24 protein-coding genes are annotated in these 25,652 nt (G+C 60.6%); 18 read left to right on the forward strand and 6 right to left on the reverse strand.

Going from position 1 to position 25,652, the window contains the following annotated elements; translation table 11 throughout:
* Positions 1-82: 82 nt before the first annotated feature.
* Positions 83-382: a putative quinol monooxygenase gene (locus H6B51_RS00485; RefSeq protein WP_204881809.1), complete on the reverse strand. Its 300-nt coding sequence runs from the start codon at positions 380-382 to the stop codon at positions 83-85.
* Between the two features lie 396 nt (positions 383-778).
* Here H6B51_RS00485 and H6B51_RS00490 point away from each other — a divergent pair, with 396 nt between their 5' ends.
* From H6B51_RS00490 to H6B51_RS17545, 3 genes are read left to right on the forward strand one after another with little or no spacing between them, the layout of a single operon-like run.
* Positions 779-1,324 (forward strand): 4Fe-4S dicluster domain-containing protein, encoded by a 546-nt coding sequence (locus H6B51_RS00490; protein WP_204881810.1) that lies wholly within the window; start codon positions 779-781, stop codon positions 1,322-1,324.
* 1 nt (position 1,325) lies between these two features.
* Positions 1,326-1,901 carry an aldehyde ferredoxin oxidoreductase N-terminal domain-containing protein gene (locus H6B51_RS17540; RefSeq protein ID WP_243421070.1) on the forward strand — a complete coding sequence of 192 codons (576 nt, stop codon included), beginning with the start codon at positions 1,326-1,328 and terminating at the stop codon, positions 1,899-1,901.
* A 20-nt stretch (positions 1,902-1,921) separates the two neighbouring features.
* Positions 1,922-3,025 carry an aldehyde ferredoxin oxidoreductase C-terminal domain-containing protein gene (locus H6B51_RS17545; RefSeq protein ID WP_335342076.1) on the forward strand — a complete coding sequence of 368 codons (1,104 nt, stop codon included), beginning with the start codon at positions 1,922-1,924 and terminating at the stop codon, positions 3,023-3,025.
* 102 nt (positions 3,026-3,127) lie between these two features.
* Here the strand turns inward: H6B51_RS17545 and H6B51_RS00500 are convergent, their stop codons facing one another.
* Complete coding sequence (locus H6B51_RS00500; RefSeq protein WP_204881811.1) at positions 3,128-3,826, reverse strand: D-lyxose/D-mannose family sugar isomerase; 699 nt, start codon at positions 3,824-3,826, stop codon at positions 3,128-3,130.
* Positions 3,827-3,995: 169 nt separating this feature from the next.
* On the reverse strand, positions 3,996-4,907 hold the full coding sequence (locus tag H6B51_RS00505; RefSeq protein WP_204881812.1) for a LysR family transcriptional regulator: 912 nt from the start codon (positions 4,905-4,907) through the stop codon (positions 3,996-3,998).
* A 353-nt stretch (positions 4,908-5,260) separates the two neighbouring features.
* Between H6B51_RS00505 and H6B51_RS00510 the strand changes: the two genes are divergently transcribed.
* The 15 genes from H6B51_RS00510 (at position 5,261) to H6B51_RS00580 (ending at position 22,636) form a co-directional block, all read left to right on the forward strand.
* Positions 5,261-6,685 carry an MFS transporter gene (locus tag H6B51_RS00510; protein ID WP_204881813.1) on the forward strand — a complete coding sequence of 475 codons (1,425 nt, stop codon included), beginning with the start codon at positions 5,261-5,263 and terminating at the stop codon, positions 6,683-6,685.
* Between the two features lie 32 nt (positions 6,686-6,717).
* Positions 6,718-7,587 (forward strand): beta-keto acid cleavage family enzyme, encoded by an 870-nt coding sequence (locus H6B51_RS00515; protein WP_204881814.1) that lies wholly within the window; start codon positions 6,718-6,720, stop codon positions 7,585-7,587.
* 21 nt (positions 7,588-7,608) lie between these two features.
* Positions 7,609-8,403 (forward strand): SDR family NAD(P)-dependent oxidoreductase, encoded by a 795-nt coding sequence (locus H6B51_RS00520; protein ID WP_204881815.1) that lies wholly within the window; start codon positions 7,609-7,611, stop codon positions 8,401-8,403.
* 14 nt (positions 8,404-8,417) lie between these two features.
* Positions 8,418-9,338, forward strand: a complete 921-nt coding sequence (locus tag H6B51_RS00525; protein ID WP_204881816.1) for a 3-hydroxyacyl-CoA dehydrogenase NAD-binding domain-containing protein — start codon at positions 8,418-8,420, stop codon at positions 9,336-9,338.
* Positions 9,335-10,525 (forward strand): thiolase family protein, encoded by a 1,191-nt coding sequence (locus H6B51_RS00530; RefSeq protein ID WP_204881817.1) that lies wholly within the window; start codon positions 9,335-9,337, stop codon positions 10,523-10,525. Before H6B51_RS00525 ends, H6B51_RS00530 begins: the two co-directional genes overlap by 4 nt.
* Positions 10,522-11,118: a PduL/EutD family phosphate acyltransferase gene (locus H6B51_RS00535; RefSeq protein ID WP_204881818.1), complete on the forward strand. Its 597-nt coding sequence runs from the start codon at positions 10,522-10,524 to the stop codon at positions 11,116-11,118. Before H6B51_RS00530 ends, H6B51_RS00535 begins: the two co-directional genes overlap by 4 nt.
* 16 nt (positions 11,119-11,134) lie before the next feature.
* Entirely contained in the window at positions 11,135-13,270 is a 2,136-nt protein-coding gene (locus H6B51_RS00540; RefSeq protein WP_204881819.1) for an FAD-dependent oxidoreductase, read from the forward strand.
* A 4-nt stretch (positions 13,271-13,274) separates the two neighbouring features.
* Positions 13,275-13,919, forward strand: coding sequence for an NADH-ubiquinone oxidoreductase-F iron-sulfur binding region domain-containing protein (locus H6B51_RS00545; protein ID WP_204881820.1), 645 nt, complete (start codon positions 13,275-13,277; stop codon positions 13,917-13,919).
* A 44-nt stretch (positions 13,920-13,963) separates the two neighbouring features.
* Entirely contained in the window at positions 13,964-15,205 is a 1,242-nt protein-coding gene (locus tag H6B51_RS00550) for a M24 family metallopeptidase (RefSeq protein ID WP_204881821.1), read from the forward strand.
* 30 nt (positions 15,206-15,235) lie between these two features.
* Positions 15,236-16,468: a M24 family metallopeptidase gene (locus tag H6B51_RS00555; protein ID WP_204881822.1), complete on the forward strand. Its 1,233-nt coding sequence runs from the start codon at positions 15,236-15,238 to the stop codon at positions 16,466-16,468.
* 75 nt (positions 16,469-16,543) lie between these two features.
* Positions 16,544-17,791, forward strand: coding sequence for an MFS transporter (locus H6B51_RS00560; RefSeq protein WP_204881823.1), 1,248 nt, complete (start codon positions 16,544-16,546; stop codon positions 17,789-17,791).
* A 48-nt stretch (positions 17,792-17,839) separates the two neighbouring features.
* Positions 17,840-19,453, forward strand: a complete 1,614-nt coding sequence (locus H6B51_RS00565) for an FAD-dependent oxidoreductase (protein ID WP_204881824.1) — start codon at positions 17,840-17,842, stop codon at positions 19,451-19,453.
* 54 nt (positions 19,454-19,507) lie between these two features.
* Complete coding sequence (gene buk / locus H6B51_RS00570; RefSeq protein WP_204881825.1) at positions 19,508-20,680, forward strand: butyrate kinase; 1,173 nt, start codon at positions 19,508-19,510, stop codon at positions 20,678-20,680.
* 45 nt (positions 20,681-20,725) lie between these two features.
* Positions 20,726-22,237: an FAD-dependent oxidoreductase gene (locus H6B51_RS00575; protein ID WP_204881826.1), complete on the forward strand. Its 1,512-nt coding sequence runs from the start codon at positions 20,726-20,728 to the stop codon at positions 22,235-22,237.
* 30 nt (positions 22,238-22,267) lie between these two features.
* Positions 22,268-22,636: a cupin domain-containing protein gene (locus H6B51_RS00580; protein ID WP_204881827.1), complete on the forward strand. Its 369-nt coding sequence runs from the start codon at positions 22,268-22,270 to the stop codon at positions 22,634-22,636.
* A 104-nt stretch (positions 22,637-22,740) separates the two neighbouring features.
* On the opposite strand, the gene H6B51_RS00585 is transcribed toward H6B51_RS00580, so the two are convergent.
* Genes H6B51_RS00585 through H6B51_RS00595 form a run of 3 tightly spaced genes read right to left on the reverse strand, consistent with a single transcriptional unit; the run spans position 22,741 to position 25,593 of the window.
* Positions 22,741-23,298, reverse strand: a complete 558-nt coding sequence (locus H6B51_RS00585; RefSeq protein WP_204881828.1) for a hypothetical protein — start codon at positions 23,296-23,298, stop codon at positions 22,741-22,743.
* Complete coding sequence (locus H6B51_RS00590) at positions 23,295-25,190, reverse strand: M56 family metallopeptidase (RefSeq protein WP_204881829.1); 1,896 nt, start codon at positions 25,188-25,190, stop codon at positions 23,295-23,297. The genes H6B51_RS00585 and H6B51_RS00590 overlap by 4 nt, the downstream gene beginning before the upstream one ends.
* A 37-nt stretch (positions 25,191-25,227) precedes the next feature.
* The gene (locus H6B51_RS00595) at positions 25,228-25,593 is read right to left on the reverse strand and encodes a BlaI/MecI/CopY family transcriptional regulator (protein ID WP_204881830.1); all 366 of its coding nucleotides are present in this window, start codon (positions 25,591-25,593) and stop codon (positions 25,228-25,230) included.
* Positions 25,594-25,652 lie beyond the last annotated feature (59 nt).

The following is a 25,652-nucleotide window of genomic DNA, read 5'->3' on the forward strand; positions in this document are numbered from 1 at the left end:
GTATCACCTCAAATTAAAAATATTTATCTTCTGATATGTGGTGGAAGCGTCCTTGTGAGGAAGCTGCCCTCCTTAATACTGTTTATTGCTCGGTCAGTTCGCCCAAAACGCCCGGATAAAAACCGGTCTGATAGGATTCCTTCAATGATTTCAGGTCTTGCGCCACGTGGGGTGCCTCCAGATGGGCCTTCCATGCGGCCTCGCTGGTCCACCGCTCTACGAAAAAGACCTGATCCGCATCCTCCAGGGGATAGTAGTAGTCATAGCCTATATTGCCGTCTTCTTTCAGGATTTTATCCAAGATTCCCTGGGCGATGACCTGCTCCACGAACGCATCGCGTTTGCCGGGCTTTATGACATAGGTGCCGCTTACAATCCACATGACGATTCCCTCCTCTTAATTTGTGTAGAAGTGAAGGGGTGAAACTTGATTGCAAATTTTACTCCCAATTTGTTTCATTGAGTTTTACAACAAACTAAGACGGTGTTTCACCCGCTTGATAGGTAAATTATATACCTGCTCAAAAATACTTTCAAGAAGAAAAAAGAAATTTGTACATAAACTCCAAATAGATAGAAAGAGGGACAATAGTGCATAAAGGCAAAATAGCGCATATATTTGGAAATTATAGATAAAACAACTTGCGAAATTTAAACAACAACTTACAAATTATTTTACTTGTGCTTATTGTGTTTTGGTGGGGATGTGTGATATAATTGTGAAAAAATTCTGGCACTTTCATGGGAGCTATCTATAAATCAGGGAGGGGCTGATGTCATGGAAGACAAGAAAACGGCGGTACGGGAAGAGCTGAAGCATTATGGCAATCATGTGGTACAGTATGCGCCTGATTATTCCATCTGCGCGGGCTGCGTTTCCTGTTCCATCATGTGCGGACTGCTCCATGAGGGATTTACCGGTCCGGGCAACAGCAGGATCAAGGTGGAGATCGACCGGCGGCACATGCTCCACCGTGTGCTGACCTGCTATCACTGCAAGGATCATCCCTGCTATGACGCCTGTCCGAAAAAAGGGGCGGCGATGAAGATTGACGACAAGCTTGGTGTGGTCTACATTGACGAGGCGTACTGTATTGGGTGCGGATTGTGTGCCAAACACTGTAAATTTACGCCATCACGTATTACTATGATAAAGGATAAAGTCCGCAAGGAGTGGAAGGCGGCCAAGTGTGACCTATGCCGCGGACGGGAAGAGGGCCCTGCCTGCGTGCAATATTGCCCTGTGCGGTGCCTGGGCCTGAGCGACAATTCGCAGTATGTGGACGAGCAGCTGGTGCCCGGAGTGAAGGGGGAGGAGTGCTGACATGCCGAATTTCAAGGTAAAGGACATACTGGACAATCCCGAAAACAAAATGGGTCTGTATGGCTTCTGCGGAAAGATCCTCCGCATCAACCTGACGGAGCGGCGGGTCAGTACGGAGAGCATCTATCCTTATGTGCCGGAGTACATCGGCGGGCGGATGATCATCAACCGCATTTTCTGGGACGAGGTGCCCATGGGGACAGGACCCTTTGACGAGGAAAACAAGTTTATCTACATGACCGGTCCCACTACGGGAACAGGTATTCCCGCCGGAGGCAGGAGCGCCGCCTGTTCTATTGGCTGCGCCAACAATCCGGAGATGTTTACCTGGGGCAATATCGGCGGATATTTTGCCACGGAGCTGAAATACGCGGGCTATGATGGTTTTATCCTGGAAGGGCGGGCCGACCAGCCAACCTATGTAAAGATCGAGGATGATAAGGTGGAGTTTTTGCCCGCCGGCGAGCTGTGGGGGCTGAGGGTGCATCCCACGCAGGATAAACTGGAGCAGCTCCACGGACGGGAGTTCCGCAGTCTGGTAAGCCGGATACTTCCGACCCTTATCTGGAGCAGCTGAATCAGTCCATTCCTCCGGATGTGCTCAACTACTGGGGGCCTGACTATGACCGGGCCACTATTGTCAACGACATGTGCAACGACTATGGCATTGACAAGTGGGAGATCCTGATCTGGCTGCAATCCTGGCTGTCCATGTGCAAAAAGGAGCACCTGCTGGACGGAAACGACCTGGGCACCGGGATGGAAGTGGACGTGGACAATGTGGAGTTCATGAAGCGGTTCATCACCAATCTGGTCTACCGCAAGGGATACTATGGCGACCTTTTCGCGGAGGGCATGTCCAGGGCTATCCGGACAATGGGGTATGAGACCTTCAGCGAGACCATTTATCACGGACGATATTCCATGGCGCTGGGCGGCAAGCGCATTGATCTGCCGGTCAGCCTGGAGGCGGCGTGGGGACAATCGGTGCACTGGCAGGGGAGAGGATTCCAGGGCGCCATTGATAAGCCTACCTGGCTGGCCATGAATCTGATCAATATGACCTCCAGCCGGGACGCGCAGACAGTGGAGCATTTCCATTGCGAATTCAAATACCATGCCGAGGCGGTCAAGGATCCCTACCACTGCCGCCATATCATTGACGCGATCATCCACACGCAATATTTTTCTGAGATCAAGGATTCCATTATGAGTTGTGAGTGGCAAAGCCCTGATTTTCGCTGGCCTACCATGGAGTGTGAAATGTATCAGGCCGCTACCGGCTATCAACTGACGGTGGAGGAGTTGGAACGGGCTGCCTATCGCTCCAAGCTCCTGTTCCGGGCCATCCTGATCCGGGACAGCCACCGCAGCCGAAAGCAGGAGATGGAGGCCATCTGGCGAACCATCAGTATTCCTGATTCCTATAATGAGACCGCCGATTGGACGCTGTGGAATGAGATGGTGGATGCCTATTATGAGGCCAGGGGCTGGGATTTGGAAACCGGCTGGCCCTATCGGGAGACCTATGAGAAATATGGCCTGAAAGATGTGGCGGACACCATGGAAAAGCTGGGCCTGCTGCCGGTTCGTCCTGAGAAGCGGTGGAGGGACTATGGCCAGCCTCCATATGTAAAATTTGTAGAGAACAGAAGGTTGGAACCGGACTTCATATCCGCATCGTCATCCGAACCAGGATGAATAAAGAAAAAGTATTATAAGCAACGAAAAACGGCTGCCTCTGGCAGCCATTTTTTGCGAAATATTTTTTGTGGAGATGGCAGCCGCTTTGCACGGCTGGCGTTACAGCCTGAGAACCGGGGCCTGTGGGTACTCGTTGCACAGCAACCGATAGGGAGGCTCGTCCTCCTCTATGGCCGGGAAGCGGCCCATGGGGGGATTGAACCGGTTGTCGGTGTTGTCGTTGTTGCACTGACTCACTTCCCCCAGCAGCACAGGGCCGGTACCAGGTTCCACGGAAAAATCATGGTACAGGCGCTGTGGAATGTAAATGCTCTCCCCAGGCGTGAGGCGGATCTGAGTACCTGCCGGTACAGTGCGGGTAAGTCCATCGGTGTGGACGGTCACATCGGTGTGTCGGTCCATCTCCTCATCGGGCAGAGAGCCGTACACCCGGATGAGTACATTACCTCCCCCACGGTTGATGATGTCCTCGGTCTTGAACCAGTGAAAATGATTGGGGGCGTACTGCCCTTCCTTCAGATAGAGTAGCTTCTCGGCATACACCTTGGGGTATTTGTCCGCTTTGGCCCGGTTGCCGTTGCGTATGGTGACCAGGGAAAAGCCCAGCTTGTCAAAGTTACCCATACCGTAGTCGGTGATGTCCCAGCCCAGCATACACTCTCGCACTTCGTCGTACTCTTGGCCAAGATGCCGCCATTCCTCCGGCGTGATATGGCAGAAGGGAGGCAGGTGGCAGCAGTGTTTCCGGCACATGGCCTCCATTTCTCTCAGCGCCCGGTTGATTTCAGATCGTTTCATTTGCACTCCTTCCTGGCGGCCCGTGGGGTCTTCTTAGCGGAACCGCTCATGCTGGCCGGCTTGGCCCTGTATTTTATATCTGCATGAGTCGCTCGTTGCCTGTGTTCCCGCTCTCATGGTACGCCAGACGGGCGGAACCGTAAATCCCGGACAGGCCTCGCCTCCCGCCTTAACAGGTCAGGTCCATCCAGTGCTTCATCTCCTCAATAAACAGTGGAATGGCCGGGTTTGGATCGTCCGCCCGCCAGGCGGCCACGATATCCAGGCCCACCTTGCAGTCCACCACCGGCAGGCATTGGATGGATGGGGTGCCGTCCAGCCGGCTCTGCCGCAGAATAGACATGGGAGCCAGCGCAATCCCTTCCCCGGTGAGGATCAGAGGAGCCAGCAGCTCCGCGCTGGAAACCACCTGCACATGCTTCAGGGGGAAACCGCTGTTGGTAAAAAAGGCATAGATGATATCGTCGCTGAGAGCCGACAGATTCACCCCCGGCAGCAGGATCCGGCTGCGGGTGAGATCCCGCATATGTAGGCAGTCCCTGTGGCTTAGGGGGTGGCCGGCGGGGAGGACCGCCATGACCATATCCGGGCTGATAGCCTCATAGGTCACGTTACTTTTTCCCTTCACGTCGTAGGCAAGGGTAAATACCACATCGCAGCTTTTCCGGCTGCTCAGCAGGGATTCTTTCACCGAGGCGTATTCCCGAATAAAGACGGTAATGTTGGGGTGTTTCACCGTCATGCTGCGCAGGCATTGCATCAGTGCCGGGGACAGGGCGGAATCCAGATGGTGATAGCTGATACGCAGAGAGGCGGAACAGGAGTCCTTGCACTGCTCCATGGCGGTGGATAACTCATGCACCGCGCAGAGCACAGATTGGGCCTTATCGTAAAAGACCTGGCCCGCGCTTGTGAGGGAAACGCCCTTTTCCCGGTAAAACAGCTGCACACCCAGCTCCTCTTCCAGGGCCACAATGGCGCGGCTGATGGTGGGCTGAGCCCGAAACAGCTCGGCTGCCGCCTTGGAAAAACTGCCCCGCTCTACAATTTTCAGAAAGTATTCCATTTGCAGCAGCGTCATAGCGCCGCCCTCCTTTCCGGTGCGCCGTCGTCGGACGCATTTTTTGCGCAAATTCGACACAGACGTGATTTCATGGATTTTAACTTAATATAACATAGTTCAGCAATATAATGTTGCACAAATTGACCTATACATTTTTGTAATGACTATCCATGAAAACTAACTGTTTTACGGCGCGCCCGACATTGTTTTATAATTAACACACAGTGGATGTGGTTAATTTGCCCATATAATGTAAAAAAGGAGGGGTAAAATCAGGAAAAAATAACGGGCATCTCCCGCGCGGTCCATATTCGCACAAGGAGACGTCCATATTGGACAACGAGGAATCTGAGTAGGTTGGAGGTTTGAATATGAATCAGCAAACAGAGATAGCGGGCAAGCCGGCCGTGAATATCAATAAAATATCCTGGCTCTACTTCATCGCGCTCACCTGCCAAATGATCGGCAACTCCGTCATCAATTCCTTCGTATCCTTCTATGCCACAGAGCGGCTGCTGCTCAGTGCGGCGATGATGGCGGGCATCCTCACTGCCTCCCGGGTTTGCGACCTGGTCATCGGCACTTTGAGCGGTCTGGTGGTACAGAAGGTGTGTCCCCGGTTCGGCCAGTACCGCTCCTGGCTGCTCTATGGTCCGTTGATGGTGTCGATTGGCTCCACGCTCTGCTTCATTAACCTGGACGTGCCCATGGGCGTAAAGCTGTTCATGGTGTTCATCGGCTATATTGGCTACGGTACCGGCATGAGCTTTGTCCAGCTGGGACAGAACGGTCTGATCCCCAAGATCGCCGGCGCTGACGGTAGGGCCAGACAAAAGATCGCCTCCCGTATTACCCAGGGACAGAACGTGGCCCGGCTGCTATCCTCCGCCATGCTGGTGCCCATGGTGCTTTTCTTTGATTCTCTGGGCAAGGTGGACGGCTATACCATGGTGCAGATCATCTTCTCGGTCATCGCTCTGGTAGGTCAGGCATTTCTCTTCGTGGCCCTGCGGGAAGTGGACAAGTATGATCCCCACTTCAAGGCCGAGGGCATGGGCGGCAGTGTGAAAATCACCAAGATCCTAAGCACCGCCGTCACCAACAGTCAGTTGCTTATCCTGCTGCTGTCTGACGTGATCCGTTTTACCGCCATGCAGGTCATTTCCGCTCTGGGCGCTTACTATTTCACCTATGCCACCGATAATTACAGCATGCTGACGGTGTCTATGACGGTGCAGGGCTTTGCCTCCGCGGCAGCGGCGTTCCTCTGCCCTCCCTTCTCCCGAAAGATCGGTAAGAAGAACTCCGCCATTCTGGCCGGGCTGGGCTGTATGCTCCCCATGATCTACCTGGGCTTCTTCTCCGGCGGGTCCTGGCTGGTGTACATCATCTGCAACAGCATTGCCCAGTTTACCTTCGTCATCCTGGCATGCAACGGACCCACCCTTTATATTGACGCCGGTGAATACCAGCTGTATAAGACCGGCGTGGACAACCGTACCTTCGTGACCTCCATTTTTGGCATCGCCTCCAAGTTCTCCTGGATCTTCGTGGGCGGCCTCACCGCCGTGGTGCTCATTGGCTGCGGCTATGATGAGGTCAACAAGACGGTGGCGGACGTGGATATGATGATCAAGCTGGTGGGCGGCTTGCCCGCCGCCATGTTCCTGGTGTTCACCCTGCTGATGGCCTTCGGCTATCGCCTCAGCGAGGACCGGGTCAAGGTGGCCTATGAGGCCAACATTAAGACCATGCAGGCCCGGGCAGACGCCGCCGCGAAAAACGATAAAGGTTAATCCTTTCAATTTTTCAGAAACAGAGGTTGATTATGAATAAAACCATTATTACTGCGGCGCTTACCGGCGCCATTACACCGCCGGGCTACCAAATCCCGGAGACTCCTCAGGACATCGCTGAGACCGCATACCAGTGCTGGAAGCTGGGAGCGGCGGTGGTCCATCTGCACATGCGGGACGAAAACGGTATGGGCGTTATGGATCCGGAGCGGTTCCGGGAGACCATCCGGCTCATCCGTGCCCATGAGGACTGCGACGTCATTATCAACTGCACCTCCTCCGGCGATCACCGGGTGTCCGACGACAGCGATTACGGCAACGGCAGGCGGATGGAGCACCACCGCACGGTGGACGGCATCGAGATGGGAACCTTTGACGCGGGAAGCTTCAACTGGGGCGTGCCGGGCGGCATCTTCTGCAACAGCCAGAAGTTCCTCATGGATCTGGGGAAGCTATACCAGGAGCGGGGCATCAAGCCGGAGATCGAGATCTTTGATGCCGGCATGATGCGGGCGGTATCCGCCTATGTGAAAAACGGCACCTTGAAAGCGCCCCTCCACTTCCAGTTCTGCCTGGGGGTACTGGGCGGCATGGGAGCCACTCCCGCTGAGCTGCAATATCTCATCGACCAGTTGCCCCCGGGCTCCACCTGGTCGGCCTTTGGCATCGGCAAGGGGCATATGCCCATCCTTTTCTCCGCCCTGGCCAACGGCGGCCACATTCGGGTGGGCCTGGAGGACAATGTAGTCTACGGCGTGGACGAAAACGGCAACAAGATCATGGCGACCAACCAGATGCTGGTGGAACGGGCAGTCCGGGCGGTGCGGGCCTATGGCAATGAGGTGGCTACCTCCGCCGAAGCCCGGCAGATCCTGGGGCTCAAGCCGCTGGTCAGGTCATAACACACGGAAAGGAGTATCTTCATGAAAAATCTGTGGGACATTACGGGGAAAGTAGCGGTAGTCATCGGCGGCGGCGGCGGCATCGGCGGCGCGATTGCCAAGGGGTTTGCCTTTTCCGGGGCCAATGTGGTCATTACCGGCCGCACCCAGGCCACGCTGGAGGAGACCGCCGGGAAGATTTTTGAGGAGACCGGCAAGCGGGTCACCTGCATGACCGCTGACTCCACCAATGTGGAGAGCGTGGAGGTTCTGTGCAAGGCCGTGGTGGAACAGTTTGGCACGGTGGATATTCTGGTGAATTCCCAGGGCTTCAACAAGAAGTTCCCCGCTCAGGATGCCCTGGAGCATCTGGACGAGTGGGACGACATGTACGCTACCAATGTTAAGAGCATCATGATCTGCTGCAACGTGTTCGGCAAGGTAATGATCGAGAAAAAGTACGGCAAGATCATCAACATTACCTCCATCCGGGGAGCCCACGCGCTGAAGGGTCCCGGAAACATCGGCTATGGCTCCACCAAGGGTGCCGTGGATATGCTCACCAAGTATCTGGCCGGCGAGTGGGGACGCTACAACATCACAGTCAACGCCATCGGCCCCATTGCCACCTGGACGCCCATGATGCTCAAGATGGGTCCGCCTCCCGAGATCATCGAGAAGATCAACAACGAGTTCGCTGAAAAGGTACCCATGTGCCGCTGGGCGGAGTCGGATGACAACATCGGGCCCGCTCTCTTCCTGGCCTCCGACGCCTCCGGCTTCGTTACCGGCCAGATCATCTATCCTGACGGCGGGCTCCACTGCATCGGCGGCTGACGGAGGTGTCCTGGATGGGAAAGGGAAAACTGGCCTTTGTGGGCGTGGGCATGATTGGCGCCGGGCTGGCGGTCAATGCCATGCTCCAGGGCTTTGAGACGGCACTGTACGATATTCAGCCGGTGGAGCACAATATCTGGGCCGCGCTCCATGCCCTGGTGGACGCCGGGGTATGCACCCGGGCTCAGGCTGAGGAGGCCTTCAACCGGGGACACTACACCGACGACCTGGCCCAGGCGGTGGCCGGAGCTCAGTTCGTCCAGGAGTGCGTGGCGGAAAATCTGGAGCTGAAGCAGCAGATGTATCGGCAGATCCAGGAGATCACCGGGGACGGGGCGGTCATTGCCAGCTCCACCTCCATGCTGCTGCCCAGCAAGCTCCAGGAGGGGGCGCTCCATCCCGAGTGTATTCTGGTGGGCCACCCCTATAACCCCTCCTATCTGCTGCCTCTGGTGGAGGTGTGCGGTGGGGAGCGGACCAGCCAGGCCAATGTGGACAAGGCGGTGGAGCTCTATACCGCCATGGGCAAGATGCCCATCGTTTGCCGGAAGGAGGCCTTCGGGCTGATCGTCAACATGGTATCCTGGGCAGCCCTGGACGCGGCCAAAAAGGCCATCCTGGGGGGCGTATGCACTGTGGAAGAGATGGACAAGGCCCTGATGTTTGGTCCCGGCCTGCGCATGGCGGTGACCGGTCAGGTACTTACCATCAGCCTGGGTGTCAAGGGCGGTATGCGGGCCATGGGGGCCAAATACGGCCAGGCAAACCCGGAGGACCTGATCCTGGCCGACGGCCTGGATGAGGAACTGGCCCACAGGCCGAAGGCCCTTGGACAGGACCATGAGAGCGTGGCGGTGTTCCGGGACAGGGCTATTGCCCGTATCCTCCGGGATCAGGGTGTGCTGGAGCTGCATGGGGAGGATGACGCGCCATGAGAGAGGCTGTCATCGTGGCCTATGGCCGCACGCCGGTGTGCAAGGCCCGCAAAGGCTCCTTCGCTGGAGTGAATCCACTGGAATGGGGGACCCAGGCGCTGCTGGGGACCCTGGACAAGGTGCCCCAGCTGGATGTGAAAGAGATCGACGACCTGGTGGTGGGCACTGCCACCCCCGCCAACGAGCTGGGGGGCAATGTGGCCCGGCTGCTCATCAACCGGGCCGGTCTGCCCGAGTCCATCCCTGGCCAGACCATCAATCGGTTCTGCTCTTCCAGCCTTCAGGCCGTCGCTACCTGCGCCTGCGCCATTCTGGCCGGACAGGCCCAGGTCATGGTGGCGGGGGGCATTGAGTACATGTCCTCCGAGGGACCGCCCCAGTCTATGGAATATGCCAACCCCTGGCTGATGGAGCACTACCCAGGGGCCTATATGCCTATGGGGATCACCGCGGAAAATGTGGTCAGGCGATACGGGATCACCCGGGAGGAAATGGACCGCATGGCGGTGGAGAGCAACCGGAAAGCCTGGGCTGCCCAGCAGTCAGGTGGCCTCAACCAGGCCATCATCCCAATTACCATATCCACCCCGGAAGGGGAGCGGGTGGTGACCCTGGACGAAGGGATCCGCCCGGACACCAGCCTGGAGATCTGCGCCGGGCTCAAGACTGCCTTCCTGCCCCCGGAGGAGGGGGGGACCGTGACAGCGGCCACTTCCTCCCAGACCAGCGACGGCGCCTCCTTTGTGGTGCTGATGAGTGGAGAAAAGGCCGCCGCCCTGGGTGTGACGCCCATTGCCCGCTTTATTTCCTTTGCCGCGGCGGGGTGCCCGGCGGAGATCATGGGGGTGGGCCCCATCTATGCTGTGCCCAAGGCCCTGGAGCTGGCCGGGCTCACCATGGACCAGATGGATGTGATCGAACTCAACGAGGCATTTGCCTCCCAGGCCCTGGTGTGTATCCGCACCCTGGGTATGCCGGAGGAGAAGGTCAATCCTTGGGGCGGCGCCATGGCACTGGGCCATCCCATGGGGGCTACCGGCGGCTTCCTGCTGAGCAAAGCCCTGGACTATCTGCGGCTCAACGGCGGACGCTACGCCCTGGTGACCATGTGCGTGGGCGGCGGTATGGGAGCCGCGGGTGTCTTTGAACTGCTGGATACGCCCCGACAAGGAGGGAATACCCAATGACAAAGGAGATCAAAATTCTGGCTGAGGCCTCCGGACGCCATGTGCACCTGTGTCAGGCCGACCTGAAAGCTTTGTTCGGCCCGGAAGCCGAACTGGAGCCCAAACGATTGCTGGGTGACGGCGGCGGCGGCTATATCTCACAATACAAAGTAACGGTGGAAGGAGCGGACGGGAAATCCTGTCTGTGCACCGTGCTGGGACCGTTGCGGAAGGAGTCTCAGGTGGAGTTCTCCTTCACGGAGGCCAGAGCCATCGGCCTGGTGCCTCCCTTGGGGGATAGCGGGGTGCTGGGGGGTACCGCCCCGGTGCGGCTTACCGGTCCTGCCGGTACTGTGGCGCTGGAGCGAGGGCTCTTTGTGGCCCGCCGCCATGCCCATGTTTGTGTAAAGGACGCCCAGGAGCTGGGTATCCAGGATGGAGACCCCATTCGTGTCCGGGTGGCGGGGCCAAGAGCAATGGTATTTGACGAGGTGGTGGCCCATGTGCCCCCGCCCTTCGTTCCCATGACCCTGTCGGCTTTCCATGTGGATTATGACGAGTGGAATGCCGCGGCTCTTTTCCTGGAGCCCTATGTATACATGAGCAAACCATAAGAAACGGGGTGGAGACATGTGCGCGATCCAGCTGCACATCGACGGTGTGGCGGTGGAGGCGGAGCAGGGGCAGTCCATACTGGAGGCCAGCCTGGCGGCGGGCATCTATATTCCCCATCTCTGTTCTCATCCATGCCTGCCGGTGCAGAGCACCTGCAAGCTGTGCGTAGTTGAGGTGGCGGGCCGGGAAGGGCCTTTCACCGCCTGCAATACGCCGGTGGAGCAGGATATGGAAGTGACCACCAAAGGGGAGCGGCTGGACCGGATCCGGCGGATCGCCATTGAGCTGATGCTGGCGGGCCATCCCAAGGACTGCATGGGCTGCCGCTCCTACACCAACTGCGAGCTGCAATCCCTGATCCAATACCTGGGCGTGACCCACGGCCGGATGCACACCATTCACCGCTATACCAACCGCATCAACATTGAAAATCCCCTCATCGACCGAGAACTGGAACGCTGTGTCCAATGCGGGCGCTGCGTTCGAGTATGTGAGCAGGTTCGGGGGGTGGGGGTGCTGAAATACCGGAAGGCCCCGGAAGGGGAGTGCTACATCGGCACCCTGGACGACAAGCCCCTGATTGAGACGGATTGCCGGTTCTGCTCAGCGTGTGTGGAGATCTGCCCCACCGGGGCCCTTCAGGATCGCACAGGTATTTTTGATCCCGACCTGCCCCGCACTGAGCGGCTTATCCCCTGCCAGGCCGAGTGCCCCGCCCACATCGATATCCCCCGGTATGTGCGCCTGGTCAATGAGGGCAGGTATTCCGAGGCGGTGGGCGTCATCCGGGAGAAGGTGCCCTTCCCCCACGCCCTGGGCTATGTGTGTAACAATCGCTGTGAAAACAAGTGCAAGCGGGCCGGCCTGGATCTGGCGGTGTCCATCCGGGACCTGAAGCGGTACGCGGTGGAGCATGACCGGGAACAGAGCTGGAAGCCGGCCTATCTGGCCCGGAAAGCCTCTACCGGCAAGCGGGTGGCGGTGATCGGCGCCGGCCCCTGTGGTTTGACGGCGGCCTACTACCTCAACCGCCAGGGTCATGAGGTGACCGTGTACGAAAAGCAGCCCGTTCCCGGCGGGCACATGACCGGCGGTATGCCGGAGTACCGCATCCCCACCGCCGACGTGCTGGCGGAGATCGACCTGATCCGGGAAGCGGGCGTACGCCTGCTGTGCGGACAGGCGGTGGAAAACGCCGCCCAATTGAAGGAAGAATATGACGGAGTGCTCATTGCGGTGGGCACCAGCGAAGGGAAAAAGCTCCGCTCCCTGCCGGGATGGGATCTGCCCCGGGTGTACACGGCGGTGGAGCTGCTGCGGGCCAGCCGCCGGGGGGAGGCGCTGGAGCTGGGAGAGCATACGGCGGTCATCGGCGGGGGCAACGTGGCCTTCGACGTGGCTGGTACCTTGATTCGCATGGGCAAGCGGGTCCATGTGGTGTGTCTGGAGAAGGATGCCAGCCAGGCCTCGCCGGAGGAGCGGGACCTGGCCGTGGCCGAGGGGGCGGTGCTGTGGGACAGCTGCTCCAGCGAGGCCATCCTGGGCGGGCCGGAGGGCGTGACCGGCCTTCGGCTCCACCGGATCCGGGATTTCCGGTTTGATCCGGAGACCGGAGCGGTGGTGGAGGAGCCTGTGCCGAATTCCACCCAGATTCTCCCCTGTGACAGCGTGGTCTTTGCCGCCGGTCAGGTCACCGGCCTGACTGAGGCCTTCGGCGTGGCGCTGGACCGCCGGGGGTACCCCCTTTCCCCGAAGGAGGGCCAGGAGGGACGGTATCTGACCAGCGTGGAGGGGGTCTTTGCCGCCGGCGATGTGACCACCGGGACCCGGTTCGTCATCGACGCCATCGCCGCGGCCCGGGAGGCGGCGGCCCGGATGGACCGCTGGCTGGGCGGAGACGGAGACATCACGCTGGAGCTGGTGCCTCCCGAGCCTCCCCAGCCCCGCATCGGGATCGTGGAGGGCTTTGCCCGGCTGCCCCGGCAGGAGATGGAGCTGCGGCCCCCGGAGGAGCGCAGAGAGGATGCTCTGCCGCTGTCCCAGGGATTTACCTGCCAGCAGGCTAAATGTGAATCGGGCCGCTGTCTCCAGTGCGACCTGAGATTGCAGATCCAGCCGGAAAAGCTGTGGTCTGCCTATGGGGGAGGTTGACGCCATGGAACGAATTTGTCAGCTGGAGGTCTGCCCTCTGCCCACGGTGGAGGAGATCCGAGCGGAAGCCCCGGGCCAGTGCCCCGTCTGGCGGCTGCGGGAGCTGGTGGGCCAGGCCCACCGGGCCTCCTGCGGACTGGGGGTCATGTGCCGGGACGGGATCTATCAGGTCTATACCATTCTAAATCACATTGTACAGGGCAAGGGTTCCAGCGGGGACCTGCCCCTGCTGCGGGAGCTGTGTCAGGTCATGGAGCTGTGCAACGAGTGCGAGCTCTCCGCCTCTGTGGCCAGACTGGTGCTGGCATCCCTGGAGGCCCATCCGGCCGACTGGGCAGAGCATGTTGACACGCACAGCTGCAAGGAGCTGGTGTGTATGTACACCCTCTATGTGGCGCCCGACAGATGCACCGGCTGCGGCGCCTGCGCCGCGGCCTGTTCCCAGAAGGCCATCCAGGGAGGGGCGGGGCTGATCCATGTGCTCAACAGCCGGCTGTGCAGCCGCTGTGGGGCCTGTGTGGAAGCCTGCCCTGCCGGCAGCATCCGTCGGGCGGGCCATGTGCTCCCCCGCTGTCCCGAACAGCCTGTACCTGTGGGCTCCTTTGCCACCGGAGGGCTGCGCAAGCGCAGCCGGATTCCCCGGGGGTAGGGCCCATTCCATCCACCCACTGTCATGTAAAGGAGGAAACTGCTATGCCATACGGCGCACTTGGTACCGATCGGCTCAAGACTATCAATTATGAACGGATGCGGGCTTACCGTCTGGAGCGCACCAAGCGGCTCATGGAGGAGGAAGGACTGGACGTCCTGATCACCTGGGAGCCCTGGAACCTGCGGTACATTGCCTCGGCCTATGTGCCCATGTCCACCCGCTGGAGCAGCCAGCAGTTTGCCGTGCTCCCCCGAAACGGAGATCCCCATCTGTTCTCCTATACCTGCTACAACACCGAGGCCCTGCGGGAGGAGATGCCCTGGCTCAACGGTAAGGTATGGGCGGCCCCCGAGGGGGGCAAGCTGATCACTCGGTCCCACCAGCTGGAGCCCTTTATGAAGCGGGTCAACAGCATTATCGCCGACCACAGCCTCACCGGCGGCAGGGTGGGCCTGGATGCCTGCCCTAACTATTACCTGTATGAGGCGGCCTTCAAAAAGGACGGCTACACCGTTACCGACCCGGCCCTGATGATGTTCAAGGCCCGGATGATCAAGAATGAGGACGAACTGGCCTGCACCCGTTACGCCTGCTATGCCGCCGACGCGGCCTTCAGCGCCATCCAGCAGGCCATCCGCCCCGGCGTGAAGGAGTGCGAGCTCCAGGGCATCGGTATGCAGGCCCTCTATGAGCTGGGCGCCGACGAAACCATGGATTTCGTGGTGGCCAGCGGCCCCCGCACCTCGCCGCTGCACATCGACTTTACCGACCGCATCGTGCGCCCCGGGGACTATGTGGTCATCGACATCAACGGCAACTCCTTCAACGGCTATAAGTCCTGCTATTACCGCACCTTCATCTGCGGCAGCGCCACCGAGGAGCAGAAGGAGGGCTATGAGATCTGCCGCAAGATGATGTATGATGGCATGGCCCAGATGCGGGCGGGCAGCACCACCGACGACGTGCTGGACGCCTGGCCCAGCGACCCGGCCTACTGGGGCTATGACAGCGTCCGCTGGCTGGGCGGCCACGCCCTGGCCCACGGCATCGGCCTGTCGCTCCACGAGTACCCCATGTTTGGCGTGGGCGGCCCCAACGGCGGCCGGCCCCCCTGCGTCACCTTTGAGGAGGGTATGGTCATCGCCATCGAGACCTATTACGGCAACCGCCATAGCCCCAGGCCCTACGGCACCCGGTTGGAGGAGTGTGTGGCCATCACCAAGGACGGCTACGAGCTGTTCACCAAATATCCGGTGGGCCAGATCATCGAATGCCCGCTGTAAACCTTAGTGAATCGAAAGGGAGGTCATAGTATGCCATACGGACAGATCGGAACCGACCGGATGATCGGCATTGATTACGCGTCCATGCGGGAGTATCGTCTGGCCCGGGTCCGGGAGATGATGGACCGTGAGGGCTACGGGATATTCATTACCTGGGACGCCTGGAACATGCGCTACATCAACGGCGGCTACCCCACGGTCCCCTGCCGCTGGGCGGCCACCATGTTCAGCATCCTCTGCCGCAACGACGAGCCCCTGCTCAGCGCCACCACGGTGATGGATCCCTTCCGGTTGAAGGATTACTATCCCTGGATGCCTGCTGATCACGTCACCAAGGACATCGGCGGCGGCAAAATGTCCTTTACCCGGCCCATGTGGGAAAACTTTGTCCAGACCATTCTGGACATGATGGAGAAAAACGGCGTATCCGGTATGCCCATCGCTCTGGATGCCTGCCCCGCCCCCGAGTTGGTGCGGGACATGTTCCAGGAGCGGGGAGCCACGGTGGTGGTGCCGGTGGAGCAGCTGTATGAGCTGCGCTCCATCAAGAGCAAGGACGAGCTGGCCTGTATCAACATCAGCGCCGCCATTGCCGAGAGCGCCATGTACGATGTGCACAAGGCCCTGCGGCCCGGGGTGCCCGAGTACATGATGACGGCTCTGGGCATCAAGCGCCAATATTTCCACGACACCGACGAGGTGGTGCCTCCCGCCATCATCTCTGGTAAGCGGACCAATCCCATGCACTGCGACTATACCGACCAGCTTATCATGGCCGGGGAGACTGTGGCCGTCCACATGGACGCGGTGTGCTTCAACGGCTATAAGACCAGCCTGGGCCGTACCTTCGTAATCGGAAAGGCTACCCAGGCGCAGAAGGATGCCTACGCCGTGGCGCTCAAGCTCATGAAGGACGCCATGGCCGCCATCAAGGATGGGGCCAGCACCAGCGATATCGTGGCCGCCTGGCCCGATTCTCCCTCCTTCTGGGGCTACGACGATTGGGATGAGTGTCGTCGGTTTGCCCATGGCAACGGTATCGGCCTGATCTTTGAGGAGGGTCCCTTCTTCAGTTGCGCCGACCGGGACCGGGAGGGCCAGACCCTCAGAGAGGGCATGGTACTGGCTCTGGAGACCTGGTATGGCCCCAAAGGCGCCGACTTTGGCGCCAGCATCAAGGAAACTGTGCTGGTCACCAAGGAGGGCTGCAAGCCCATCACCTGTTATCCGGTGGATCAGATTATCGAGTGCCCGCTGCGGTAATCGGCCGAAGGGCACCGCGGAGGGCAGGACCTGTCCTTTGTTTGCCACAATTATCACCCGGAAGGAGCGGCTTATATGTTGCAGACACTCTCAAACGAAGGTGATTTCAAATCGGGATCCTCTCCCCAGCAATATCAATCAGGCTATCGCTATCTGATCATCGGCCTTCTGATGTACCTGATCGTGGGAGTGGTCAACACCTGGACCAACTTTGCCACCCCCATTGCGGAGGACCTGGGGTGGACGGCTGCCACCACCTCCACCAACTACACCATTGTGTCCCTGTGCATGGGCTTCGGCGCCATCCTGGGCGGCTATCTGGCCAAGCGCAAGCCGGTCCGCTTTGTGATGCTGCTGGCGGCTGTGATGTACGGCGCGGGTTACGTGGGCTCTTCCCTGACCCAGAGCGACACGCCCTTTGTCCTCTATCTCTGCTATGGCGTGTTCACCGCCGCCGGCTGCGGCATGACCATGAACGCCATGAACAATTGCGTGGTGCAGTGGTTCCCCAACAACGTGGGCACGGTATCCGGCGTCATGATGCTGGGTTCCGGCCTCAGCTCACTCTTCCTGGGCACCGCCACCTCCTATCTGGTGGCGGCGGTGGGTTGGCGGCAGGCCTTCCAGATCGCCGGGGTGGCCTCCTTCTGTGTGCTGGTGCTGTGCTCCTTCCTGATGCGTTTGCCGCGGGTTGGAGAGGTGCCGCCTAAGAAGGGCCCTGGCCGCAAGCTAGTGGGAGGGGACCGGGAGTATTCCCCCCTGCAAATGCTCCGCCGTCCCTCCTTCTATATGTTCTTTGTTTGGACCGGCCTGATGTTCGGCGTCACAGTAGCCCAGACCGGCTGCGCCCGCCAGGTGGCCGACTCTATCCAGACGCCTACCTTCCTGGCCACTTTGGGCATCGGTTTTATCATGCTGTTCAACGGCGTGGGGGCCATCATTGCCGGGCGGATCTATGACCGGCTGGGCCGGAAGATCATCATGGTGTGCCAGAATATCGGTTGGCTGGTGGGCATTTTCATCGCCTTCCTGGGTATCCGCTATGCCTCGCCTCTGCTGCTGGTGGGGGGCTGGATCGTGATGGGGCTCACCGGAGGGGGCGTGGGAGCCACCAACGCGGCCTTTGTGGCGGAGTTCTATGGAATGGAGAACTTTGCCATGAATTTGAGTATTGTAAACATGCGTTCTCTGCTGGCCTCCCTGTTCTCCAGCGCGTCGGGGGCCCTGTTCATGACGTATGGATCTTACATTCCTGTTTACTACATGATGATGGCGATGGCGGCCGGGGCCCTGGTCCTGGGGCTGTGCATCCGCAAGCCGTGAGACCGGCGGGCCTGTTCCCGCGCAGGACGTAAGAAAGGAGATTCATCCATGGCCAACGCGAACAATGAGGTAGTCATCGTAAAAGCCGACGACTGGCGCCAGCCCCCCGTGCCCATACCGGAGGAGCTCTATGCCCAGACCTATGAGGCCGACGTGGTCATCATCGGGGCCGGGCAGAGCGGCACCGCCGCCGCCCGTTCCGCCGCCGAGCACGGGGCCTCCGTCATCGTCATTGAATCCCAGGGGGAGGAAAAGCAGCGCATCCTGGGAGGGCAGATCGGCCATATCAATTCCGAGTTCGGCCGCTCCAGAGGAGTACAGCGCTATGACCCCATCGAGCTGGTGCGGGAGATTATGCGCCGCAACCAGTACCGCCCCAACGTGGAGCTCATCCATCAATACGCTTACAATTGCGGCGACACCTTCGACTGGTTTATTGAGCCGCTGTCTGAGGAGCAGAAGTCCTATATCCAGATCTTCTTCAATCCGCCGCCCAAGCACGCGCCCGAATCGGTGAACGGGGCCAAGTCCTTCTGCGGTACCGCCATCATGCCAGGGGGCGACGGCAGCGACGGCAAGACGGAGCACGGCTGCTCCATGCGGGAGACCGTTAAGCTCAACCAGGAGCTGGCCAAGTCTATGGGAGCCAGATTCTTCTTTGAAATGCCCGCAGACCAGCTGCTCAAGGAAAACGGCAGGGTGGTGGGCGTGGCCGCTCAGTCCACTGACGGTACCTATGTGAAATTCCTGGCCAAAAAGGGCGTCCTGCTGGCGGCCGGCGACTTCTCCGCCAACCCCCAGATGGTAAAGGATCTGATGCCCGAGGTGGACCGGGTATGCGGCGGCCAGCCTGTGCGGGGTATGGGCTGGGATGGCCGGGGCATCCGCATGGGCCTGTGGGCCGGCGGTCGGCTGGATCCGGGACCCATCGGCGCTGAGGGCGGTAACTATGTGCCCATCGGCGGTCCCTTCGGCGGCATGTTCTCGGTGGCTATGAACCGTACCGGCAAGCGATTCTGCGACGAGTGCAACGGCCGGGTGCTGGGCAAGCGCCAGCCGGGCAGTCATATCTATTTTGTGTGGGACGCCAACTGGCGGGAGCGGCTGGAGTACCAGGCCATTGAGCACGGCACCGCCGACGCCCGCTCTCCCCAAACCATGGAGCTGCTGTCCAAGATCGACGGCGCCCGGGGCAGCGGCAAGGAGGGCTATATGGTCAAGGTGCCCCATCCCCCCTATCTGCCTCTGATCTATTGCGGCGAGACCTATGAGGAGCTGGCGGAATACATGGGCTTTGAAGGGGAGGCCAGGGACAACTTTGTGGCCACCATGGAGCGGTACAACCAGTTTGCCTACCAGGGGAAGGACGACGACTTCGGCAAGGAGCCCGCCATGCTCAAGCCTCTGGATCATCCGCCCTACTACGGTTGCTCCATGGAAATCAAGCGGCCCCATATGGCGGTGACCAACGGCGGACTGTGGATCGACAGCGACCAGCGGGTGCTGGATGAGGAGCTGGAGCCTATCCCCGGCTTGTTTGCCACCGGCAACTGCTCCGGTTGCCGGTTCGGCGCGGAGTACTGGCCGGCGCTCCCCGGCCAGAGTATCGGCATGTGCCACACTTTGGGCCGCATCGTGGGCCGGTATATGGCCCAGCTGTAAAATCGAATGACCCGCCCGCTCCCCCTGGGGGCGGGCGTGGGAGGAGGAACTGCTTTGAGCTATCACATTCTCGCCATCAACCCGGGCTCCACCTCCACCAAGATCGGCTATTACGAGAACGATACCTGTGTGCTGGAGGAAAACACCCCCTTCCGCAAGGAGTTCGTCCCAGGTAAGGTCCACGTACTGGACGAATTTGACGCCCGGATGGAGACCATTCTGGCCTTCCTGGACAAGGTGGGGAAAAAGCCGGAGGATATGGATCTGTTCGTTTCCCGGGCGGGGGCCCCCTGTCCGGTGGAGTACGGAGCCTACCGCATCGACAAGGAGATGGTGAGCGCCATCTGCTTTGCCGACCGGCCCACCTATCACGCCTCTCTGCTGTCGGTGGTTATGGCTTTCTGCCTGGCCCGGCAGGCAGGCAAACAGGCCATCTTCTACGATGCCATCGACGCAGACCAGGCGCCCCCCATCGCCCACGTATCCGGTATCCCCGGGAAGCGCCGGGGAGTGGGCTGCCATAACCTGAACACCCGCATGGTGGGCCGGGAGGTGGCCCAGACCCTGGGCAAGGCCTATGAGGACTGCAAGTTCATTATCGCCCATCTGGGCGGGGGCATGTCCATCTCCGCCCACGACCACGGGATCATCACCGACGCCTGTACCAGCAGCGAGGGGCCCATGTCTCCTCAGCGGTGTGGCCGGGTGGACTTTGTTCAGCTGGTGCGCATGTGCTTCTCCGGGGAGTATACCCTGACGGATATGCAGCGGCTCACCGACAGCGGCGGCCTGCTGTCCTATCTGGGGGCCAAGGACATCCTGGAGGTGGAGGCCCGGATCGCCCAGGGGGACGAGAAGGCGGAATTCATGTACAAGGCTATGGCTTACCAGGTGTGTAAGGCCATCGGCGAGCATTTCGCGGTGCTGGAGGGAGAGGCGGACGCCATCATCCTCACCGGCGGCATCGCCAATTCCAAGCTGTTCACCGGCTGGATCGAGGAGCGGGTGGGCCGGATGGCCCCGGTGCGGGTGGTCCCCGGCGAGCGGGAGATGCTGGCCCTGGCTAGAGGAGGCGTCCGGGTACTCCGCGGGGAAGAGAAGATGAAGACCCTGTCCTTCCTGCCCGACGGCTGCGAGAGCCTGGAGGAGCTGAAGACGGCCTTCATGGCCCGACGGCCCGACCTGTTGGACAAGCCTGCGGTGCAGGCCATCCTGGCCCTTTCCTGACAGCGGGGCTGTCAGACCACCAAGTATTTAAGGAGGAGATCGGACATGCGTCAGATCGAGGCTGATATCATCATCGTTGGCGGCGGCGCGTCCGGCCAGGCTGCGGCGGTGCAGGCCGCAGAGGCGGGAGCCTCTGTCATTATTCTGGAGAAATCCACCACCACTGGCGGGGCGGCCAATATGGGCAACGGCTTTTTCGCCGTGGAGTCCCATCATCAGCTGGCGGCCATGGATACCCTCACTGTACAGCAGGCCTTTGAGGAGTTTATGGAGTATAGCCACTGGAAGGTCAACCCATTACTGGTGCGCCGGTTCATTGGCATGTCCGCCTCCACCATCGAATGGGTGGAGAAGATGGGCGTGCAGTTCGTGGGAGTGTACAAGTACTTCCACGATAGCCGACAGACCTGGCATATCATCAAGGTGCCTGGCTCTGACAAGCCCACCGAGCGGGCGGGGGCCATCTGCCAGAAGGCCCTTACCGAGCGGGCCCAGGCCCTGGGGGTGCAGTACGAGTTTGGCGTCACCGCCAAGGAGATCATGCTGGAGGACGGCAGAGCCATCGGCGTGCGGGGCGTGGACGCCGACGGGGAGGAGCTGGAGGCCTACGGCGACGCCGTCATCATCGGCTGTGGCTGCTTTGTCAACTGTCCGGAGATGGCCCAGCTCTGCTTCGGAGACGACGGTACCCAGGACGGCGTGGGCCTGGGCATCCCCGGCCTGACCGGCGATGGTATGCGCATGTGCTGGCAGGCCGGCGGCGGTAAGACCCACCTGTTCAAGCGGGGCGACTGCTTTGTGGTGGGCATCACCGACATCTTCAAGACCCTGGGGGAGACCATGCACCAGTACAACCTGATCGTGGACCTGAACGGCAAGCGGTTCATGAACGAAATGGTGCTCTCCAACGCCGACTACATCTATGAGATCGCCGCCGCCCGGAAGGGCCGGCAGTTCCTGATGATCATCAACGATGAGATCCTGGACTGCTATAAGGCCCACGGGCTGGAATATGTCACCGTCCAGCACAATATCAAGGACATCAGCGCCTGGGACAAGGAGCTGGATATGTACCAGCGCGGCGAGGTCATGGACAATCCCCTGGCCTTCATGCACAAGGACGACCCCCGGCCCAAGGGGCTGTATGTCTTTGACACCATCGAGCAGCTGTGTGCCGAGCTGGGGGTGAATCAGGCCAACCTGGAGGCTACTCTGGAGCGGTACAATTCCATGGCGGGCCAGTTCGACCTGGACTTCTTCAAGCCTGCCCGGTACATGAAGCCCATTCGGGGCGGCAAGTATTACGTGGCACGGTACACTCCCTGCGGCTGCGGGGCCCTGGGCGGCGTGATGACCGACGAAAACATGTCCGTCCTCACCCAGGAGGGGGAGGTCATCCCTGGCCTGTACTGTGTGGGTACCGACGCCAACAACCTGTACAGTGAGATCTATAACCACCGATATCCCGGCTGCCTGATGGGCTTTGCCCTGAATTCAGGCCGGATCGCCGGGATGGAATCGGTAAAGTACATTCAGAATCTGGATTTTGGCGACTGAGGCCGCCCGAACAAAAAGGAGCGTATGGATATGAGCTACAAGATCACTCGAAAAGAGGAAGCCCGGCCCTACGAGGCCCCCGGTCACTTCAAGGTCCTGCCCACCCACCTGCACATTCCCCCCGAGGTCAACGAGGGCAGAATGGTCATGGGCCTGTCCCATTTCCTGCCCGGCGGCGGCTGTGAGTTCGGCGCGCCCCCTCTGGAGACCATCTACTATGTGCTCTCCGGCGAGATGACCGTCAAGACGGAGGATGGGGAGTTTGTGCTCCATGAGGGCGACAGCCTCCACTCCGGCATCGGCACCGGCAAGAGCATCCTGAACACCGGCGTGGAGACCTGCAAGCTGCTGGTCTGCCTGCTGCCCAGCGCCGACGCCGCGCCTCCCGACCAGAAATAACGATCCCCCAAACACCGCCGGAGCCCGGGGACTGCCACCAGTATGGCAGTCCCCGGGCTCCGGCGGTCATGGTGTTTTTTGAAGCAGGCTTTGCCTGGGATGGCTCATTCACTGTGGGAGAGCTCCTCGTTGAGCAGGTGTTTCCGTAGTAGAAAAAGCTGACAGACGATCAAAAGGCATATGAGAAGGCTGACGGTCAGCATGCCCAGGGAAAAGAGGGTCAGGGAGCCGCTGGAGGTCCAGGGCAGGGGGAGAAGATAGAGCACCTGGAACACCGCATCCAGATTGCGGCAGACCCGCAGGCTGTCGGCCCGGATGTAGTGGTCCTCTGCCAACTGGATCAGGTCAGTGAGCAGCTGAAAGCTGAAATAGATGCCCACGCATGACAGCAGGATCTGGAGCAGGAAAAACCGATCCATGAGCTTCTGCCCGGTGAACAGCACGGCCAGCCAGTCCACCCCCTCCGCCGTCCCCAACAGGCCGCAGAAGGGCCGCAGCAGGTTCAGCTGGGGCAGCTCATCCTCCAACAGCCCGATGGCGGAGAAGAAGAGCAGGTAGGCTGCCCAGTTGGGCAGGACGTTCAGGGAGCCCAGGTTGAAATCAAAAACGAGAAATACATAGCCCCAGGCGATCTTGCCCAGGCCACGGCAGGTATCGCTCATGGTACTACCTCCTTCAGCAGGGCAGTACAGGTATATTCCCTGCCCTCGCAGGTAAATCGGACCGCCAGGGCCTCCGGCATGGCCCGGAGCCCCAGGTCCTCTCCCTCATAGGAGCCGGCGCTGGCCAGAATGTGATCGTCCTCCAGACTGCCCTGGCTCATCTCCACCCAATAGGATGCTTTGTCCAACACCGCCGCCGGGTCCTGGCCCTGCGTCATGGGGGCACACCGCAGCCGTTCCACCGCCGGGTCTGTCCGGAGGCCATAGCCGTCCCGCATCCCGCCGAAGGCGGCGTGGGGCTGGGCCGTGTGGTCCGGCATGGCGGAATGGGGCGTGAACAGTTGGGTGGCGTAGGGATATTGCTGGGACACCCACAGCCGGCACTGGACGTCGATCTCCAGGGTCACTCCGGCTGCCTCCGCCCGGTAGGTAACATAAGGTGTGTCCTGGCTGGGGCACAGCCAGAGATCCTCGCCGCTCCACACCTCCAGGGCGTTCAGGGGCTCCACCGTCCAGAAGGCCCCGTCGGGGCGCACTGCCACCTGCTGGGTCACCCCGCCCTCGGTACTGGTGCCCTCCAGGGGCAGGAAAAACAGGGCGCCGGTGTAGCCCCCATCTCCGTCTGGCAGCAGGTTCATCACCGACCACTGTGCCATCCGGGTGCCGCTGCTCATCCAAAAGTCCAGCTGATCAAATAAGCGGTCCAGTTCCATGCCGTTGTCGTTGGGGGATTGGGAGGCCGTCCCAAACAGCTCTGCCTGAGCCTCTGCCGGGGCCGCCATGTACAGGTAGAGAGGGCTGTTGCTGAGCACCCCCTTGGCGTAGGTGTCCAGAGCCCCGGCCACGGTGGTGGGCCGGTTGAGCCGGGCAGCCGCCAGGGGGATGGAACCGGATTCCCTGGGGTCGGGCACCTCCGCCGCCTGGCCGGACCCGGCCAGACAGGCGATGGCCAGCACCGCCGCCACGCAGCCCGACGCCAGGCCCATGCCCCGGGGATACCGCTTGAACCGGGCAATGGCCTGGATCCGGGCCTTGATGTGCTGCCCGCCGTTGGCCATGGAGGTGGTGCCGGGGGCCCGGGCGTATTTGTCGTCCGCCATGGACAGCAGGATCACGCCGTACTGACGGCGCTCCTCTCCCTCCAGCCGCTCCAGCACCCGCTGGTCACACAGGGACTCGCAGTCGTTTTGGGCCTGGTCCCAGCAGTACCACAGCAGGGGATTGCACCAGTGGAGGCACCGCAGGGCGCACATGGCCACCCCGGCCCACAGGTCGCCGTATTTCAGGTGGAGCAGCTCGTGGAGGATCACTTTGTCGTCCACCGTCCACTCCGGCAGCACCAGCACCGGGGACAGGGGGCCGCACACGAAGGCACTCTCCACCCCCGGCAGTACCACCACCCGCCTGGGGGCCTTCAGACCGTACCGGGCGGCCACCGTCGCCACCTGCTCCAGCGCCTGGGGGGAGGGGCTGCGCCCCCCTGCCACCCGCCAACCCAGGGCCAGGTAGGACAGGAAAAACCATAGCAGCGTCACCGCCACCCCGGCGGCATAGAGGAAAAAGAGCCAGTCGGTGACGCTGGCGGGAGGCACAAGCCGGACCAGAGGAATGGGGGCGGTGACTGCCGTGACTCCGTAGGGGTCGGTGAGGGCGGAGGCTAGGGGCAGCTCTATGCTGGCCTTGGCGGCCTCCAGGGTCACCCGGCCCAGGGGAAGGAGAGACCGGCCCAGCAGCCCTGCCGGCAGCAGGAGCCGCAGGGCCAGAATGGCCCATATCCCGTACTGCCACCGGGGGGAGAGCTTATCCAGAAAGAGCCGCTTGGCGATGAGCAGCACCGCCGCCGCCACCGAGGCAGTAAGGGTTTGGAGCAAAAAAGACCAGATGTTTTCCATAGGAGCACCTCCAACATGCGGGTGGGGATGGGCGGTCTTACACTTCCATATCGTCCAGCAGCCTGCGCAGCTCCTCCCGCTCCTGGGGGGTCAGCGTTTCCTCCTTCAAAAAGGCGGCCACCAGCTTGCCTGCCGAGCCCTGGTACACCCGCTCCAACAGGCCCCGCCGCTCCTGGGCGGCGCAGGCCTCCCGATCTACTGCCGCCAGGTAGCGGTGGGGCGCGGCATTCTTATCGATGCGTACCAGTCCCTTGGCCTCCATCCGGGTAAGGTAGGTGAGCACTGTGTTCCGGCTCCAGCCGGTGGCGGGGTGAAGAGCCTCCACCGCCTGGCCCAGGCTCAGGCCGTTCCCTCCCGTCCACAGGACCTCCAGGACCTTCCACTCTTTGTCGCTGAGCTTCACGGTCAAAACCTCCTACAACTGTCGTATTTATTTATTATACTACACGTGTAGGATGCCTT

Origin of the sequence: Pseudoflavonifractor phocaeensis (assembly GCF_016901955.1) — a bacterium.
In the GTDB taxonomy this organism is placed as follows: domain Bacteria; phylum Bacillota; class Clostridia; order Oscillospirales; family Oscillospiraceae; genus Flavonifractor; species Flavonifractor phocaeensis_A.